Genomic DNA, 19,357 nt, shown 5'->3' with positions numbered 1-19,357 from the left:
TAACGTTACAGATTCTATTAGAATAAAAAATAATATATTATGAAAACTTATAAATTTAATAAACCTATTATTGTATTGACTTTTGTATTACTGATCTTAAATTTACAATCTTGTAAAGGACAAAAAAAAGATTCAAAAGCAATTGAAAAAAAAGTGAATAATTATGTTCAAATTGCAACGGGTCAAACTGTTACTTATGATAATGATGGAGAAGTTTTAACAAATTTACAGCCTAATGATTCTCTTTACGGACAAGATGCTACTTATTTAAAAGGCAAAAAAATGTCTTTTAAAAAAAATGAAGATGGAACAGTTTTAGACTTAAATTCTGGATTGATGTGGCAAGAAATTCCTACAACAGAAGGATTTGATTGGAAAGGAGCAAAAGAATATACAGAAAATTTAGAACTAGGAGGATATGATGATTGGAGAATGCCAACAGCTAAAGAGTTATATTCAATTAGTGATTTTAGCGAAGGTTGGCCTTATTTAGATACTACTTATTTTTCGCTTGTAAATAATGAACACGTAGATAAAAGTGAACAATATTGGACAAGCAATAAATATGTAGGTCATACAGAAGAAGGTAAATATGCAGCAGTTTTTGGAGTAAACCATGCTACTGGTCATATAAAAGCATACGCAGGTGAAGAGCCAAAAGACAGAAAAGATAGAAAAGGTCCACCTCCAGGAAATCAAAAACCACAAGGTGCAAAAGGAGAAAATAGCAACGAAAATAGACCTCCACCTCCTGGTCAAGGTAAAGGAACTAGACCTATAGGGAATCCAATGTTAAAACATGTACGTGCAGTTCGTGGGGCTATTTATGGCACAAATCAGTTTATAGATAATGGAGATAAAACTATTACAGATAAAGCATCTGGTTTAATGTGGTCTAAAGATGATAGTAAAAAAGGTTTAGATTGGAAATCCGCGCTTTACTATGCAGAACATTCAGAATTAGCAGGATATTCAGATTGGCGTTTACCGAATGTGAAAGAGTTACAAGGAATTGTAGATTATGATTATGCACCAGGAGCAAAAGATTCAAATTTTGATAGCGCTGCAATTGATCCAATATTTTCTACTTCTGAAATTACGAATGAAAATAACGTTAAAGATTATCCTTATTTTTGGACAAGTACTTCTGCTAGATTTCAAAAAGGGAAACCATATTATTATGCTTGGTATGTTTCTTTTGGGCGTGCTGTAAATAACGAGGGTTTAGATTTTCATGGAGCAGGAGCTGTACGTTTTGATACCAAACATGAAAATGGACCAGCAAGTGAAGGTGGAGAACGTTATAATAACTATGTTCGTTTGGTAAGAAATGTTGAATAGTTTATTCTAAAAAAAACAAAGGGATATTAAGATTATAATCACATAATTATTAGTTACTAAACAATAAAATAAGTAACTAAAGTTATTTTGATTTGTAAACATAAAAAGGTTGTTTTAAAAGACAACCTTTTTACAATTAACCAAACTATATTTTAGTTTAAACTTGCTAATAATTTCTCTGCAACAAGCTGAGATGAAGCAGGATTTTGACCTGTAATTAAATTTCCATCCTGAATAGCATAAGGTGCCCAAGCATCTGCGTTTGAGTAAAAAGCACCAGCTTCAATCAACATATCTTCAACTAAAATTGGTACAATTTCAGTTAATCCAACTTGAGTTTCTTCTAAATTAGAAAATCCGGTTACTTTTTTGCCTTTCACTAAATACTTTCCATCAGTATTTTTAACACCTTTTAAAGCTACTGGCGCATGACAAACAAAAGCTATTGGTTTCTGCTGAGAATTGAATTTCTCGATTAAAGCAATAGATGTTTTGTCATTTGCCAAATCCCATAAAGGTCCATGACCACCTGGATAAAATACTGCATCAAAATTATCTGGATTCATATCAGATAATTTATAAGTATTTGCAATTTTAGCTTGTGCATCTGCATCTTTATTAAAACGTTCTGTGTCTGCTGTTGCAGCATCTGGCGAATCGCTACTTGGATCTATAGGTGCAATACCTCCTTTTGGTGTTGCAATAGTAATAGTTGCACCTTTATCTAATAAAGTGTAATATGGATTTGCGAATTCTTCTACCCAAAATCCTGTTTTTTTTCCTGTATCTCCTAATTTATCGTGAGATGTTACTACAAATAATATTTTCATTTTCTTATTTTTTTAATTCTATTTTTCTTCTGATTTTTTATCAGAAATTACTTTTTAATGTTTATGATTTAAAGTGATAAATCATAAAATCTAATAAGCCATTTTTACAATTTTCTCAACCTTATCTGGTGATAAATTTTGATGTTCTCCTAAACCTAACCAACCACGATCTGTAAAACGTTTTGCTATTTTTTCAGCAGTTCCTTCGTAGTCTTTTGTATAATCAGATAGTTTTGTATCAATGCCTAATTCATGAAAAAAGTCGACTGTTTTTTCAATTGCAGCGTGTGCTTTTTCATCTGTATTTCCATCCGTAATATTCCAAACACGTTCACCATATTGTGCTAATTTTTCTTTTTTAGCTTCAAAATTGAACTTATAATGACTTGGTGTAATTACTGCTAAAGTACGTGCGTGATCAATACCAAATAAAGCTGTTAACTCATGACCCATTGCATGAACTGCCCAATCTGATGGCACTCCTTTTTGAATCAATCCGTTTAAAGCCATTGTACAACTCCACATAAAATTAGAAGCCGCGTTATAATCTGTAGGATCTTTTAAAACCTTCGGAGCAACTTCAATAATAGTTTGTAAAATACTTTCTGCAAAACGATCTTGTAGTAAAGCACCAATAGGATACGTCATATATTGTTCTAAAACATGCGTAAAAGAATCCATTAATCCGTTTGCTAATTGACGTTCTGGAATAGAAGAAATTACTTGCGGATCTAATATAGAAAACTCAGGAAACAAACCTGGGCCACCCATTGCTAGTTTTTCTTTGGTTTCTTTTCTTGTAATTACAGCACCAGAATTCATTTCTGAACCTGTAGCAGGTAATGTTAAAACAGTACCAAAAGGCATTCCTTTTTCTGTTCTAATGTTTTTGGTTAAAATATCCCAAGGAGAATCGCCTTCATATAAAGCAGCAGCAGATAAAAATTTAGTTCCGTCAATTACAGATCCACCACCAACTGCTAATAAATAGGTTATTTTTTCGTCTTTAATTACTTTTAAAGCATCCATTAATAGAGCATATTCTGGATTTGCAGGAATTCCTCCAAACTCAACAATATCAACTTTTGCCAAAGCGTTTTTTACTTGATTGTATATTCCGTTTTTCTTAATACTTCCTCCTCCATAAAGCAATAATACTTTGGCATCTTTAGGAATTTCATTTTCTAATTTCTTAATAGAATCCTTACCAAATATAATTTTAGTAGGGTTTTTAAATTCAAAATTGTTCATCTTCTTTTCTTTTTAATCGGTTAATTTAAAACGTATTTACTATTCAATAATAGTCACTAATTCTTCCATAGGTTTTCTAACTTTTACTAAGTTAACCAACCAATCTGCATCTTCTTTTCTGTAACCAACAGGTAACATTACAGCGCTACGTAATCCTTTTTCTCTTAATCCTAAAATTTTGTCAACAGCATTCGCATCAAAACCTTCTAAAGGAGTTGTGTCTACTTCTTCAAAAGCAGCAGCAGTTAATGCTTCTGCAAAAGCAATGTATGCTTGTTTTGCAGCATGGTTAAAGTTTTCTTCTGAATCTCTTTGTGGATACATACCTAATAACATCTGACGGTAGTTTTCCCAACCTTCATTTTTAAAGCCACGAATTTCGTTTGTTAAATCGAACATGTGGTTTATTCTATCTTCAGTATATGTATCCCAAGCAGCAAAAACGAGTAGGTGAGAACAGTCTGTAATTACAGATTGATTCCAAGCCACTGGTTTTATTTCTTCTTTAATAGCTTGATTTTTAATTACAATTATCTCGAATGGTTGCAATCCGCTTGATGTTGGTGCTAAACGTGCAGCTTCTAAAATTCGTTCAATTTTATCTTCTGATACTTTTTTACCATTCATTGCTTTTGCAGCGTATCTCCAGTTTAATTTGTCTAATAATTCCATATTATATATTTTATTTTTTAATTATTTATGTATTGCGTATTCTTTAATTTGATCTGATTCTATTCGTTTTATTGTTGGTTTTATAGATGCTAAATTTTGCATAGCATCAGCAATTGTAGTTGCTTTTATAATTTTATATTTTTTTAAATTTCCGATAAGAAAAATGTTTACTATTGGAAAAATCACATCATACAAGCGCTCCAAAGGTCTGTTTTCAGTTCTGTCACCTTGTATATAGGAAGGCTGTAAAATGTAAGTATTTTTAATACCAAAACTTAAAACTGAATCTTCCATTTCACCCTTTAATTTATTGTAAAACAAAGCACTTTTTGAACTAGCACCAAGAGCAGAAATCACCATAAAAGTCTCAATATTATTTTCTTTGGATAGTTTAGCGGCTTTGGTTGGTATACCATAATCAATACTTCTATACACTTCTTTATTAGGCGTTTTCTTTAACGTTGTACCAATACAACAAAAGACTTCATCCGCAGTAAAATCTGATTTAAATGATTCTAAATCAATAATGTTACCAATAAATTGTTCAACTTTTAAAGGTAAACCTTCAATTTTTTTTCTAGAGAATAATTTAATTGATGTATAATTATCATCATTAATTAACTTTTGTAAAAGTAGGTTTCCCGTTAAACCAGTTGCTCCTAAAATAATAGCTGTTTTATTCATTTTTAAATTAAATAGTATTAAATTTTTATACTGCTCCAAGCAGCTTCGTAAGCTTCTTCTATATGAGTTTTATCTAGTATAAATGCGCCACGATTTTGTGTCATCATTAAAAATGATAACGGATTTATTGCATACGCATATAGAAGATAATCTGAAATTGGCTTTATAATGCCTTCTTTTTTGCCACGTTCCCAAAGATCGAGTAGCGGTTGCAAATGTTTAATTCCTTCTTGTCTGCTTGTTTCATCAATAATTGGTGTATTATCACATTGTGCTAAAAACATCGCATTTTCGCATTCATTTAATTTAAAATCTGCAATTCGTTTCCAAATCAATTTAAATCCGGCTTCAACGGGCATTGTTTCGTCATAGGTTTCAAAAGCATATTCTGTGTATGCTGCTTTAACTTCTATATATGTTTGATTTAACAAATCTTGTTTATTTTCAAAATATAAATAAATTGTAGCAGGAGAAACATTTGCCATTTTAGCAATTTTACTCATTGGTGTTGCATGAAAACCATTGTTGTTTACCAACTCGATAGTTGCTTTTACCAGTGCATTTCGTTTATCAATACTTTTTTGAAGCTTTGCCATTTTCTATAAATTCTGATACAAAGATATGTAAAAATGAACGTTCATTCTTTTTTTTAACAAACATTTATATATTCTTAAATAGGCAAAATTGATAGTACTAAATTAAAACTATCAATTTGATTTAAACTAATAGGATATCAGATGAATAGAAACAAAAAAGATAATAATATTAAGAATACAAAATCAGAAAAACTCCTATCATAATTCCGACTAACGGAATTAATTTTTTGCGCTTATTTTTCTCTTTAAAGACAAGTCCACCAACAACAACCGCAATAAGAATCTGACTTCGTTTAATAGCAGACAACAACATAATAAGTGCATCAGGATCTTGCAAAGCTTTAAAATAGAAATAATCTGCAGCTTGTAATAAAACACCAACTGCAATAATAGACCATCTAAATTTAAATGCTTTTCGTTTTTCTGCATACGGAAACCAAGTAATTGTTAAGATAATCAGTAAAATAAGGATGGTGTATAAGCAAAACCAAAATTGCAAAGTTTGCGGATTTAAACTTAAATTCTGAATTAAAAATTTATCATACAAACCACTAGAAGCACCTAAAAAAGTGGCGCCAATAATAGCAAAAATCCATTTATTGCGTTTAAAATTAATGCCTTCTTGTTTTCCAATTCTAGAATACAAAATCACGGAGAAAATAATAAAGAAAAATCCTATCCATTGATATACATTAGGACTTTCTTTATAAATAACAATAGCGCCAATAAAGGTGAAAAACGGCCCAGCAGAGCGAATTGGAGTAACAATGGTAATTGGCAAATGTTTTAAAGCCTGATAGGCTAAAATCCAAGAAGCAGCCATTATTGCCGATTTTATAAAAATAAAACCATGTATTTGCCACGAAATTTGCTGAAAATTATAACCATTTTCTAGCGCATCATCAGGATAAAAAATAGCAAGTACATAAAACGTAGCCACAAATAAGAATCCACTAGAAATAGTGCCTAAAAGAACCGGAAAAACTTCATTGCCTTGTACTGCATGTTTTTTACATAAATTGTGTAATCCTAAGAAAAGTGCGGCCAATAAGCCTAAATACATCCACATGGCGCGAAAATAGTTTTTTAAGTTATTTTAGCGTCTCTAAAACTTGAATTACTTGGTAATTCGAAAATTTCTAAATTGAAATACGGAACAGCAGCAATAACATGATCAAAGATATCTGCCATAATGTATTCGTAATTTTTCCAGCGTTTATCGCTACTAAAAGCATAAATTTCTATAGGAATTCCTTGCGGTGTTGGCGCTAATTGACGCACCATAATTATCATGTCTTTATTAATACCAGAATGATTCTCTACATAAGTTTCTATATACTTTCTAAATACACCTAAATTGGTAAGGTTTCTACCATTTAAAAGTAATTCTTTATTGATATTATTGTTTGTGTTATAATTCTTAATATCAGATTGACGCGTTTCTAAATAAGCAGAAATCAATTGAATTTCCTTTAAGTTATGTACTTCATCATTCGTTAAATAATGTACGCTTTCTAATTTAATATTTAATGCTCTTTTAATTCTTCTTCCGCCAGAATCTGCCATTCCTCTCCAGTTTTTAAAAGAGTCAGAAATTAAAGCATACGTAGGAATTGTAGTAATCGTTTTATCAAAGTTTTGCACTTTTACAGTAGCTAAATTGATCTCTATAACATCACCATCTGTATCATATTTTTCAAAGGTAATCCAGTCGCCAATTCGTACCATGTCATTTATTGAAACTTGAATACTTGCAACAAAACCTAAAATAGTATCTTTAAAAATAAGTATTACTACCGCAGAAGCTGCACCAAGAGTTGTAATAAATTGAATAAATTCTATGCCTGTAAGTATCGCAAAAGCAGATAACACACCAACTACCCATGAAAATATCATAAATACTTGAATATAACTATCTATAGGTTTATCCTTTAAACTTGGTAAGGTTTTAAAGTAATCTTTAAGAGTGTGCAAAAGGCTTCGTACAATCCACAGTACAAGGATAATTGTAAAAACCTCTAATCCTTTTTGAATAATATTTTCAAAATAACTAAAGTCAACAAAAACAATAGGAAGAAGCTCTAAAACAATAATTAAGGGAATAATATGAGCTATATTTCGTGGCGCTTTGTTTTGCACTAATAAATTATCAAAATTCGTTTTAGTTTTAGTTGCAAATTTTGAAAATAATTGCACTATAATTTTACGAATTAGAAAATCAATTAAATAGGTAATTATAAATAGCCCAAATAATAAAGCAATCATGTTTAAATATTTGGCTATAACAACAGAAGTACCTGTCGTTACTAAATAATCGTATAAGAGGTGCTCAATTTTCATTAATTGGTAGTTTTAAAAGAAAGTATATCAAGTTAGAAAACGTTGTCTTTTAACGGGCTATAAAAATACGGATTTACGGATGCAATAAGGTGTTTCTAATGATAATTATTATTACTAAATAGTACTTAAAAGTTAAAGTAAACAATGATAAAGTCTTTATAAAATAATACTAAAACCCAATTAAAAAGTATGTCTTTGTTCGGCTATAGAAGATGCGTTTAGCAATTGATGAAATAGTTTGATACTATCAAAATTACGTGTAATTTCATCGGAAACAGCAACTCCAGAAATACCAGTTGCTAAAATATCTTTAACATCTTTTGTGGTGATTTCGCCAACACCAATAATAGGAGTTTCAGTTTTTAAGGCTTCAATAATTACTGTAAATCCATTTAAACCTAAAACGGTTGGCATATTTTCTTTGGTTTCGGCACTTCTAAAAGGACCTAAATGAATATAATCGACTTGATTGGTGATTAATTTTTCGCAATCTTTCAACGTATTTGCCGATCCACCAATAATTTGCCAAGTGTATAAATGTATTCTTGCTTTTGTGTTGCTAATCGTATTTTGGTCTATATGAACTCCATCTGCTTTTACCGTTTTTGCAATTTTATAATCGTTGTAAATCAGTAATCGAGTTTGAAAATGAGAAGTAATTTCTCTTGCTTCTTCTGCTAATTTTAAATGTTTTTTTTCTGATACGTTTTGTAAATGCAATTCTACTATTTCTGCACCTGCAGAACAAGCTTTTTGAATATTTTCTAGATGTTCTTCTGGAGTATTTCCTTGAGATATATACTGTAATTTTGGTATCGTCATGAAATTATTTTTTGACAATTAATTAGTTATAATTAAAAGTATTAAGTTTATTTTGTTGAAATTACTCTAGCGTGTTGCATAAAATAAGATTCATAGCGTTTTAGTGATGGATGCATTTTTTCTGAGTACATTACAAACTGACATTTATGAATACTTTGTGTAAGTAACATCATAGTATTGTGTGCAACTTTTTGTTCTAAAAAGGCAGCGTCATCCATACTAAATATTTGTAATTGTGTGGTATTTATACCTTCTAATAAAAACAACTTATTTAATGTTTTTGGTGTAGCAATCAAAATATCTACACCTTCAAATACTTCTGATTTTATAACATCAATATGTAATTTTTCATCACACAAATAAAGACGTAACGGATGATGTCTAACATATTTTAAAAAGGCTTCGTAGATTTCTGATGCTTTTTCTCTATTCTCAACTAGAACTATAGCTCTTGGTGCGGTGCCAACTTCTTCACATTTTAATTTTTGCAAAGTAGTAAGAATCAACGTAGTTGTTTTTCCGCTTCCTTCTGGAGCTGTACAAAAAATGTTTGCGCCACTTTTAATAACAGGAATACTTGCTTTTTGAAAAGGAGTAGGCGTTGTTATTTCTAGATACTCAAACATCTCTTTGATATCGGAATGTAATTTTTTAAAAGGCATAGAAATTAAAGAGATAATTATTATGTAATATTCAGTTTAAAGAGGGCAAATATACAATATAAATTATGTATCAGTTTTTTCTGTGGTTACTTTTCCTGGTGATGATAAAACTACTAAGATTTATAAAAACTACACAGTTTAATAATCAATCAGAAAAAATAAGATTTCTCAAGCTGAGATTATAAAAAACAATAAAATTAAAAATACAAAACATGTAATATTAAAAGCACTTATTCAGCATTTTTCCAAGCTTGTTTTAAGAATTCTAAGTCTTTTTTAATTCTCGAAAACACCTCTTTTTTATCAATAGTTATTTTTTGATTTCCTTTTTCTGCGCCACCCAAATCATACTCTACATGAAGAGAAACAGGAACATTAATTTTATATTTTTTTAGTAAAGAAAAATAGCGATTAAAATCAACCATACCTTCTCCAACAGGAACGTTTATGGGTTGCCATTTTCCATCAACAATTCCCCATTTTACATCTTTAATAACAATAGAATTTATATATGGTTTTATACGTCTTAAGCCAAGTTCCCAACATTCGCCACCTTCAATTACCGCATGTCTAATATCATATTGACTACCAAAATAGTTGCCATTTGTTGCTTCAATAATAGGAAGTAAATCCCAAATTGGCGCACCAACATTCATCCCAGAATTATTTTGATAACCTCCAATAAGGCCTAATTTTTCATTCAGAATTTCCAATTCTTTTGCTTGTTTTCCAAATAGCGTTTGACTTTCTACAATTGATGTATCTTCTGGATATTTTAACCAATCTGTTCTGTAATTTGTAAAACCTAAAGAACTTGCGGTTTCTAAAACAGACTTTTGCACACTATTATGAACATCCCAAACATTTGTAGACATCATTTTTGGCTTCAAACCATGTTTTTTCATGGCTTCAACAGCTTTAGGTAAATCATCTTTCACATTTTCTGGTAATACGTGTCCTTTTGGTCTTACAGTTAAATCTAAACCATCAAAACCCATATCTACAGCAGCTGCAGACATATCATTATAATCTAAAAATTGTAAATGTTTTGAAAACAAAGACACATTAAGTTCATCATTTGTTGATGAAAAACTTTTATCTACAACATTTTGAAAAGAAAATAAAGGAATACTTGCTAAACCTATTGCTGAAAGTTTGGTGAAATCTCTTCTAGAATATTTTGTATTTAGCTTACTCATTTTTTTTGTATAATATAAAAATTATTGTTTGATACTTGCCTTTTGCTAAGATACTTATTTTGGGTTAACCAATTTTAAGAGTATGTATTTTTCTATATTCTAAAGCAATTTTATTGTAATTTATAAGGATACTTAGGTAAGTGTTAGTTTTAAAAAACTTTTACAACTTTTTTATTGAATAATAAATACCTAACAGTAGGTATTTTCATTTATTATATTTTTTATAACTTTCAAAATTGCTGATAATTGAATTGTGGTAAATAATATGAAATTGTTAAATGATAAAAAACACTTGTTTTAGAGTATTTTAGGTGCATTAAAATAAATAAAAATTTTTAGTTTAAATTAATATCAGAATTTACAAAAGATAAAAATGAAATGTAGTAACAATAGTATTCGTTTTATAAAAAAGCTTTTTACAAAACAAAAAGGGTGTTTCATAAAAAACATTATTCAATAACTACAACTTTTAATATTTTTATAAAAAACAAAAACAAATGAACTATAAAAGTTACACTCACATAGGCAAAAAGAAAGTAAATGAAGATTATTTAACGTGTTCTAAAAATAGCTTTATAGTTTGTGATGGTGTTGGTGGAGAAGTAAGAGGAGAAATTGCAAGTAAAGAGGTGGCTACTTTAATTTTAAAAAGACTTGAAAATACTCAAGATGACTTATCCAAAGAGAAAATTTATGATGCTATTATCAATGCTCAAGAAAAATTAAATAACTATATCAAAGAAAAAGAAGATTTAGTAGGTATGGCAACAACTTTAGCCGCTATTTTTATTTCTGAAAACGGATTTTACTCTACACATATTGGCGACAGTAGGGTATATATTGTAAGACCAAGCAACAATACATTTTGGCATACTTGGGATCATTCTCTAGTTGGAAATTTAGTTAAAAATGGCGAAATTTCTAGAGAAGCTGGTAGAAAACATCCTATGAATAATCAAATCTTTAAAGCGATTAAAGCAAATTTTAAAGACAAAGTCACAGAGCCAGAAATCCATTTTATTACGGATATAAGAAAAGGTGATCTTATTTTTATTTGTTCAGATGGTGTTTCTGAAGCTTTTTCTGATGTTGCTTTGTTAGAGTTACTTGCCGATGAAACTAAAGACCTAACTGAAAAAATAGCGATTATAGAAAAAAAATGTTCAGAAGATAGTATAGATAATAATACAGCTTTTTTATGCGAAGTAGAAAAAAAGGATATTCCTAATACAACTATAATTCCTTTAGAATGGTCGTCTATAGATTCATTACATGAAAATGATAGTTTAGAAACTGTAAGTCTAGAAGATAATCAGGAGGAAGAAATAGAAAAACCAAAGAAAAAGAAGTGGTTTCGATTTTAAGAATTTAAAGAAACATACTAACATCAATAATTAAAATTTTAAAAAAATGACACAGCAAGAATTTAAAGAACGATATGAATTTAGTATTAAAACCGATAAAATTGGTGGAGGTAGTTTTGGTACAGTTTATAAAGCTTATGATAATTCTTTAGATAGGGAAGTAGCCATAAAAATATCTGAAGTAAAATTTGTAGGAGATAAAGAGTTTTCTCTTTTAGAAGAGTTTAAAGCAATAGAAAATATTCCTGTAAATAAATTTATAGCAAACTACGAAGAAGTATTTAGATATGAATCTTTTAATGGAATTTATGATTATGGTATTATGCAATACTATCCTTTAGGAAATTTATCTAATTATTTAAAGAATAATAACTTAAATCTAGAAAAAAGAGAAAGTTTAGTTGTAGGAATTTTAAACGGAATCTCTTTTTTACACAAACATAAAGTAGTTCATAGAGATTTAAAACCAAGTAATATTTTAGTTGTTGATAGAAGAGGAGAATTAATTCCTAAAATAACTGATTTTGGATTAAGTAAACAAGCAGAAGGCGATGGTAAAGCATCTCGTTTTACAAATAGTTTTGCAGGTGGAACCTTACAATATTCTAGTCCAGAGCAATTAAAAGGATTACCATTAAAATTAAATACAGATTTATGGAGTTTTGGTGCAATTGCTTATGAAATTTTAACTGGTAAAACACTTTTTGAAGCTGATGTAAAAGGAACTGCAACTGCAGAATGGCAAAATGAAATTACACAAAAGATTTTGCATAAAGATGTAAGTGAGCAATTAAATATGGTTTCAGAAAGATGGCAAAGAGTAATTAAAGCATGTTTAGAAAGAGATTTAACCAAAAGAATTAAAACTTCGGATGAATTATTTACCATTTTAAATAATGAGAAAATAGAAGAAAATATAGCGTTAGCTGCACCAATAGCAAATAATGATGCAACTATTATTAAAAGTAAAGAACCAGAAAAAGTAATTTCTACAAAAAAGATAGAAGAACCTAAAAAAGAAGCTGCACCAAAGCAAAAAATAATTCAGAAAACGCAACCAATTCCTAAAAAAGAAAAACCAAAATGGATGATACCAACTATTGCAGCAGCAGTTATTGGTATTTTAGGTGTAGCTGGTTATTCTATGATAAAGCCGGAAGAAATAAAACCTTTAAATACCAATTATCAGATATATGAAAAAGATGGGTTGTTTGGATATAAAGTTGATGATAAAATTGTTATACCTGCAAAATATAGTTTGGCTAGAAGTTTTATAAATGGAGTAGCAAATGTTGATACAAAAGATAGTAGTTTTTTTATTGATAAAACAGGTTTTTGGATACCAAATCCTACAATAGCTATTAAAGACTCTATAAGTGAACAAGTTGAAAAGCCAATTAAAAAAGAGACAATAAAAGAGTCGGAAACCATAGAAAAGAAAGAAATTATACAACCTGTTAAAAAAGAAGAGGTAAAAAAGCCAATAAACAAAATAACTATAGATTATAAAATAATTCCCAAAAGTGAATTAAGCAGTTGGATTAAAAAAGGAAATAATTTGCAAAATACTATTGATGCCGCAAATGCTGGTAATGGAGTTGCGCAAAGAAGATTAGGGAGAATAAATGCTTTTATTTATGATAATATTGACAAGAAAATATATTGGTATAAAAAAGCTGTCTTAAATGGAGATGCAATAGCACAATCAAATCTTGGTGTTTCTTATCATTATGGAGAGAATGGTCTTAGACAAGATTATAAGGAAGCTGTAAAATTATATCAAAAAGCATCAGACCAAGGTTATCGGGGAGGTCAGCATAATTTAGCTGTAATGTACAGAGATGGCTTAGGAGTTGAAAAAAATATAGATAAAGCTCTTTATTGGTTTAAAAAAGCAGGAAATCAAGATTATTTAATTTCACAAACTTCTGTAGGAGAGATATTATATTATGGTAGATATGGTGCTAAAAAAGATTATACAGAGGCTTTAAATTGGTATAAAAAAGCAGCATATTTAAATGATGTTAATTCACAATACACAATTGCATTCATGTACGATAATGGTCAGGGTACCACATTTAATTGGAAAGAAGCTTTTAAGTGGTATACAAAAGCTGTAAACCAAGGGCATACAATTTCTAAAAGAAAAGTAGGAGAATTTTATTTTTTTGGAGTTGGTGGAGTTTCTAAAAACATAACAAAAGCAAAACAATTATTTAGAGAAGCAGCTAATAAAGGAGATAAAAAAGCTAAAAGCTATTTAACTGTTATTGATGATTATAAAAATCAAAATACCTACTTAATTACACCTTCTAAATATGGCAATACTTTAAAAGCTAGTAGTGCTACTATAGATGAATTAGCTAAAGGAGATCAACCAGAAACCATTTCTAAATATTCAAATTCATGGTCTTATTCTTTTGATTATACTTTAGGGCAATCTTCTAATGTACAAATTTGGCCAGCAGCAAGTGCCTTTAACAAAGAAAGATATGATGATGAAGTAGATTATTCAAGTTATTCCTCATCAGAAAGATATACAAAAGATGGTACAAAAAAAGTATCAGTTGGTTTTAAAGATGGTGGTGGTTATAGAGGAATTGGCTATATGTATGTAAGAGCTGGATTTAATTCACCTAGTGAAGTTTTAGAGGTAAAAGTGCCAATGATGGCTTGTTGGAAACCTAGAGATGAATATTAAAAAAGTATTTTAGAAATATTTAGTTTAAGAAGTACAAGATATAATGAAAATTATTTATATATAATGACACAACAAGAATTTAGAAACCGTTACGAATTCGATCTCAAAACCGATACTATTGGTGGTGGGAGTTTTGGTACGGTTTATAAAGCGTACGATACTGTGTTAGACATTGAGGTGGCCATAAAAGTTTCTGAAGTAAAAATAGTTGGTGATAAAGAGTTTTCTCTATTAGAAGAATTTAAGGCAATAGAAAACTTAAAAAAGCATCAAAATATAGCTAATTATGAAGAAGTATTTCGTTTTGAATCTTTCCCAACTGTTTTTGATTATGGAATTATGCAATATTATTCTTTGGGTAATTTATCTCATTATTTAAAAAATAATGAGGTTAGTATTGCTAAGAGAGAGAAAATTACAAAAGGAGTTTTAGAAGGAATTGCCTTTTTACATCAGCATAATGTTGTGCATAGAGACTTAAAACCAAGCAATGTTTTAGTAGTTGATAGAAAAGGAGAAATTATTCCTAAAATTACAGATTTTGGTTTAAGTAAACAAGCAGAAGGCGATGGTAAAGCATCCCGTTTTACCAATAGTTTTGCTGGCGGAACCTTACAATATTCTAGTCCGGAGCAATTAAAAGGAATGCCATTAAAATTAAATACAGATTTATGGAGTTTTGGCGCAATTGCTTATGAAATTTTAACAGGAAAAACACTTTTTGAAGCAGATAGCCAAGGAACTGCAAGTGCAGAATGGCAGAATACCATTACACAAAAAATATTGCATGCAGATATCAATGAAGAGCTACAAAATTTACCATCAAAATGGCAAAAAGTAGTACGACTTTGTTTAGAAAGAGATGTTAACAAAAGAGTCCAGAATACAGTTATTCTATTTAAAATTTTAAATGCTGATGAAAGTGTAATTAATTCAAATGAATTACAAAATAAGAACGTTCAAAAAAGTGTTGAGTCGAATAATGAAGCTACAATTATAAAAGGGAATAAGGAGCTAAAAAAGGATGTAGAAAAAACAAAAGAAACTTCACAAAGTCCTGCATTATCTAAAAATGATGCTACGATTATAAAAGGAAACAAGAAGGAAGAAAAAGTAGTAGAAAAACCTAAACCTTACACAAATCAAAAAGTAACAAAACTAAAAAAGGAAGAATCAAAATGGATGTTGCCTGCAGTAGCTTCTGTAGTAATTTTAATAGCAAGTACAATTGGGTATTTTATGTTTTCTTCTAAAGATATAAAAGTCCAAGATGCAAAACTGAGTATATTTAAAGAAGGAAACTTTTATGGATATAAACAAGAAAATAAAATTATTATACCTGCCAAATATAAAAGCGCTGCTTTGTTTGTAAACGATAGTGCGATCGTAAGTATAAAAGATTCTAGTTTCTATATTAATAAAAAGGAGAATTGGTTAGGAACATATTTAAAAGATACAATTTCTTTAACAAAAGGAGAAGATTATTATTATGGTTTCAATGGAGTTAAACAGCATTATACAGAAGCATTAAAATGGTTTTTGAAAGCCGCAAAAAATAAAAGTGTGGATGCTCAAAATTATTTAGGGTATATGTATCATTTTGGAAAAGGGGTACCTATAAACTATGAAGAAGCTCAAAAATGGTACTTTAAAGCAGTAGAACAAGGAAGTGCTAGTGCACAATCTAATTTAGGTTCTATGTACCAATATGGAAGAGGATTTAATATAAGTTATAAAAAAGCACTAATATGGTATCGTAAATCCGCAGAGCAAGGTTTTGCTATTGCACAAAATAATTTAGCTTTCATGTATCAATATGGTTATGGAGTTTCAATAGACTATAAAGAAGCTATGATGTGGTATCAAAGAGCTGCTAATCAAGATGAATTATTTGCTCAAATTAACATAGGAAGGATGTATGCATCAGGAAGTGGTGTTGAAAAAAACAAGAAAGAAGCAGAGAAGTGGTATCTTAAAGCAGCTAAATTAGGAAATGAAAAAGCGAGTTGGTATTTTAATAGGTATGGATATAAATCAAATAAAAAAAAATGGGATGTTTATTTTGATAAATTAAAAAGGTTAAGAATAAAAAATAGAATAAAAAACATGTTTGAGAGTGGAGAAGGGATATCAAGAAAAGATATCAATGAAATCTACCTTTATTATTAAAATTTTATAATGACACAACAAGAATTTAGAAAAAGATACGAATTCGATCTTAAAACCGACAATATAGGAGGAGGAAGTTTTGGTACTGTTTATAAAGCTTATGACAATGCATTAGATAGAGAAGTTGCCATAAAAGTATCTGAAGTAAAAATAGTTGGTGATAAAGAGTTTTCTTTATTAGAGGAATTTAAGGCAATAGAAAATTTAAGTGCGCATCAAAATATAGCTAATTATGAAGAAGTATTTCGTTTTGAATCTTTCCCAACTGTTTTTGATTATGGAATTATGCAATATTATTCTTTGGGTAATTTATCTCATTATTTAAAAAATAATGAGGTTAGTATTGCTAAGAGAGAGAAAATTACAAAAGGAGTTTTAGAAGGAATTGCCTTTTTACATCAGCATAATGTTGTGCATAGAGACTTAAAACCGAGCAATATTTTAGTTGTTGATAGAAGAGGAGAAATTATCCCTAAAATCACAGATTTTGGTTTAAGTAAACAAGCAGAAGGCGATGGTAAAGCATCCCGTTTTACAAATAGTTTTGCTGGCGGAACCTTACAATATTCTAGTCCAGAGCAATTAAAAGGTTTGCCATTAAAACTAAATACAGATTTATGGAGTTTTGGTGCAATTGCTTATGAAATACTAACAGGAAAAACACTTTTTGAAGCAGATAGCCAAGGAACAGCAACTGCAGAATGGCAAAATGAAATTACTCAAAAGATTTTGCATAAAGATTTAAGTGAAGAATTACAAGGACTTCCTGGTAATTGGCAAAAAGTAGTAATGGTTTGTTTAGAAAGAGACTTAACAAAAAGAGTTCAAAATACTGATGAATTATTTTTACTTTTAGATGATAAAAAAACAATAATCACTTCAAATGTAAATAGTGTTTTTCCTAAACAAATAAATAAAGATACTGAAACTATCTCTCGTAATAATGACGCAACTATTATAAAAGGATCAGAGAATTTACATCAAGATAAACAACAAGAAGAGGAACAAGTAAATATAAAATCATTTAAACCAAAAGATTATAGTACTAATAAACCTAAAAAAAAGAATTTTAAATTTATAAAAACAGCAATTGCATTTGTGCTATTAATTTGCATACCATTAGGATATTTTGCAAATAAGAGCTATAAAGAAAATAAAATTTGGGCTTCAGCAAAACAAATAAATACAAAAGAATCTTATCAAGACTATTTAGATAATACAGCAAGTATTGAAAATTTAGAAGAAGTAAAGCAAAATTTAGATTGGATAAAAGCTATAGAAAGTAATACTGTTTTAGGGTTTCAGAAATTTGAAAAAGATTATCCTAAAAGTAATTTTATTTTGAAGCTAGATAGTTTAATGAAATCTTTATCATGGTCAATTAAATTAGAAAAAAATAAAAATGGTTCAGGAAAATGGACTGAAAATCATATGCTTCCTGACGAGCCCAAAGTCTTTAATTTAAAAAATGATAATATTTTAATTTCAAGAAACACAAATTCTAATGGGAATAATAACATTGAATTGAAGTTTATAAATAAATATGGAGAAATGGTTTGGACAAAATCTTTTGGTACTTCAAAAAAAGATTTAGTCTATAATGCTTTAACTATTGATAAGGATAAAACAGCAATTATTGCTTATAATTATTTTAGTTTAAAGGGAGTTTATAAGCCTCAAAAAGATTTATGGATTATGTTATTAGATAAACAAGGCGATTTGATTTGGGAAACAAAATTTAGTAAAGACAATTTAGGTGATGTAAGCGTTAAAACCAATGATAAAAATAATATTATTGTTTCTGGAAGTTTTAGAAAACATGATTCAGAAATTGGTAATGATTGGTTAATTGTATTAGATTCTAAAGGCTCAAAATTAATTGATAAAGCATTTAGCGATACTAACTTTAGAGGGATGTGGCATGAATTTTTACCATTAGATAGTAACTATTTGTTATACTGGAATAATGGACTAGATTTAAAAACACCAAAAGGGATTATTAAAAAATTAGATTATAATGGTCAGGTCATTTGGGAAAAAACTTTAGGCAACTACATAATAAAATCTGCAAGTATCAAAAGAGATTCTATTCTTGTTAATCAATCTAGAGGTTTTTCTAATGGAGTGATAAAAGACAGTGTTGTTGATTATTATTTAGATTTTGATGGAAATATTTTAGGAAAAAAATCAAAACCTTTAGAATATTATGCTTGGGGAAATCCAGAGAAAGTAAAAAGGCTTACTTATCATAAGTATTCAATAGTGAAATTAGAAGCTAATAAGCTTAAAAATACTACAAGTATTTCTTTAAATTCTTTAGATAATAAGTTATTATTTGAACAAGAATTAAAAGGAAGATCTGAATTAATATACGAAAAAGGAAAAAATAACTATTTAACTCTAAGTGGAGATGATAGTAGTTATAATTCAATTAAAGATGCTACATTATTTTCTATAAATAGAAAAGGAAAAATTTTATACGATGAAAATATAAAAAACTGTGTAATTCTTTCTTTTCGTGATTACAATTCAGATGAAAGTCAATCTACATTTTTTTACAGATATGATAACGAAGACAATTTGATTTTAGAAAAAAGAGATCGTTTTGGCTTTAAGTATGAAACAAAAGAATAAAATTATTTTTAAAGGACTATTCATTAAGATCATCAATCTTAATGAAGTTAATAAATAATAAGAAAAGTAAGACATTGTAGTTTTTTTAAAAA

The 19,357-nt window shown here is 29.1% G+C and carries 15 protein-coding genes; 5 read left to right on the top strand and 10 right to left on the bottom strand.

All coding sequences use genetic code 11. The features are described 5' to 3' along the window. Nucleotides 1–39: 39 nt before the first annotated feature. Nucleotides 40–1,341, top strand: a complete 1,302-nt coding sequence (locus BLT70_RS07910) for a DUF1566 domain-containing protein (RefSeq protein WP_091893298.1) — start codon at nt 40–42, stop codon at nt 1,339–1,341. Nucleotides 1,342–1,493: 152 nt separating this feature from the next. Here the strand turns inward: BLT70_RS07910 and BLT70_RS07905 are convergent, their stop codons facing one another. The 10 genes from BLT70_RS07905 to BLT70_RS07860 form a co-directional block, all read right to left on the bottom strand. Continuing rightward, nucleotides 1,494–2,171 (bottom strand): type 1 glutamine amidotransferase domain-containing protein, encoded by a 678-nt coding sequence (locus BLT70_RS07905; protein WP_091893296.1) that lies wholly within the window; start codon nt 2,169–2,171, stop codon nt 1,494–1,496. A gap of 90 nt (nt 2,172–2,261) precedes the next feature. Then, nucleotides 2,262–3,422, bottom strand: a complete 1,161-nt coding sequence (locus tag BLT70_RS07900) for an iron-containing alcohol dehydrogenase (RefSeq protein WP_091893294.1) — start codon at nt 3,420–3,422, stop codon at nt 2,262–2,264. 39 nt (nt 3,423–3,461) lie between these two features. Continuing rightward, on the bottom strand, nt 3,462–4,094 hold the full coding sequence (locus BLT70_RS07895; RefSeq protein ID WP_091893292.1) for a nitroreductase family protein: 633 nt from the start codon (nt 4,092–4,094) through the stop codon (nt 3,462–3,464). A 21-nt stretch (nt 4,095–4,115) separates the two neighbouring features. Further along, on the bottom strand, nt 4,116–4,778 hold the full coding sequence (locus tag BLT70_RS07890; protein ID WP_091893290.1) for a nucleoside-diphosphate sugar epimerase: 663 nt from the start codon (nt 4,776–4,778) through the stop codon (nt 4,116–4,118). A 17-nt stretch (nt 4,779–4,795) separates the two neighbouring features. After that, nucleotides 4,796–5,374, bottom strand: coding sequence for a TetR/AcrR family transcriptional regulator (locus tag BLT70_RS07885; protein ID WP_091893288.1), 579 nt, complete (start codon nt 5,372–5,374; stop codon nt 4,796–4,798). Nucleotides 5,375–5,543: 169 nt separating this feature from the next. Beyond that, nucleotides 5,544–6,443 (bottom strand): EamA family transporter, encoded by a 900-nt coding sequence (locus tag BLT70_RS07880; protein ID WP_091893286.1) that lies wholly within the window; start codon nt 6,441–6,443, stop codon nt 5,544–5,546. A gap of 17 nt (nt 6,444–6,460) precedes the next feature. Next, entirely contained in the window at nt 6,461–7,714 is a 1,254-nt protein-coding gene (locus BLT70_RS07875) for a mechanosensitive ion channel family protein (protein WP_091893284.1), read from the bottom strand. Nucleotides 7,715–7,894: 180 nt separating this feature from the next. After that, nucleotides 7,895–8,536, bottom strand: coding sequence for a thiamine phosphate synthase (locus tag BLT70_RS07870; protein WP_091893282.1), 642 nt, complete (start codon nt 8,534–8,536; stop codon nt 7,895–7,897). Nucleotides 8,537–8,583: 47 nt separating this feature from the next. Continuing rightward, nucleotides 8,584–9,162, bottom strand: coding sequence for a DEAD/DEAH box helicase (locus BLT70_RS07865; RefSeq protein WP_231962844.1), 579 nt, complete (start codon nt 9,160–9,162; stop codon nt 8,584–8,586). Between the two features lie 266 nt (nt 9,163–9,428). Beyond that, a complete protein-coding gene (locus tag BLT70_RS07860; protein ID WP_091893279.1) occupies nt 9,429–10,397 on the bottom strand; it encodes a sugar phosphate isomerase/epimerase in 969 nt (322 codons plus the stop codon). 497 nt (nt 10,398–10,894) lie between these two features. On the opposite strand from BLT70_RS07860, the gene BLT70_RS07855 reads away from it, so the two are divergent. The 4 genes from BLT70_RS07855 (at nt 10,895) to BLT70_RS07840 (ending at nt 19,265) form a co-directional block, all read left to right on the top strand. Continuing rightward, nucleotides 10,895–11,761 (top strand): PP2C family serine/threonine-protein phosphatase, encoded by an 867-nt coding sequence (locus tag BLT70_RS07855; protein WP_091893277.1) that lies wholly within the window; start codon nt 10,895–10,897, stop codon nt 11,759–11,761. Between the two features lie 46 nt (nt 11,762–11,807). Then, on the top strand, nt 11,808–14,462 hold the full coding sequence (locus tag BLT70_RS07850) for a protein kinase (protein WP_091893276.1): 2,655 nt from the start codon (nt 11,808–11,810) through the stop codon (nt 14,460–14,462). Nucleotides 14,463–14,525: 63 nt separating this feature from the next. Beyond that, complete coding sequence (locus tag BLT70_RS07845; protein WP_091893274.1) at nt 14,526–16,631, top strand: serine/threonine-protein kinase; 2,106 nt, start codon at nt 14,526–14,528, stop codon at nt 16,629–16,631. A 9-nt stretch (nt 16,632–16,640) separates the two neighbouring features. Next, complete coding sequence (locus tag BLT70_RS07840) at nt 16,641–19,265, top strand: serine/threonine-protein kinase (protein WP_091893271.1); 2,625 nt, start codon at nt 16,641–16,643, stop codon at nt 19,263–19,265. The last annotated feature ends 92 nt before the right edge of the window (nt 19,266–19,357 follow it).

The organism is Polaribacter sp. KT25b (assembly GCF_900105145.1).
In the GTDB taxonomy this organism is placed as follows: domain Bacteria; phylum Bacteroidota; class Bacteroidia; order Flavobacteriales; family Flavobacteriaceae; genus Polaribacter.
This window is presented reverse-complemented; position numbering and strand designations above follow the sequence as displayed.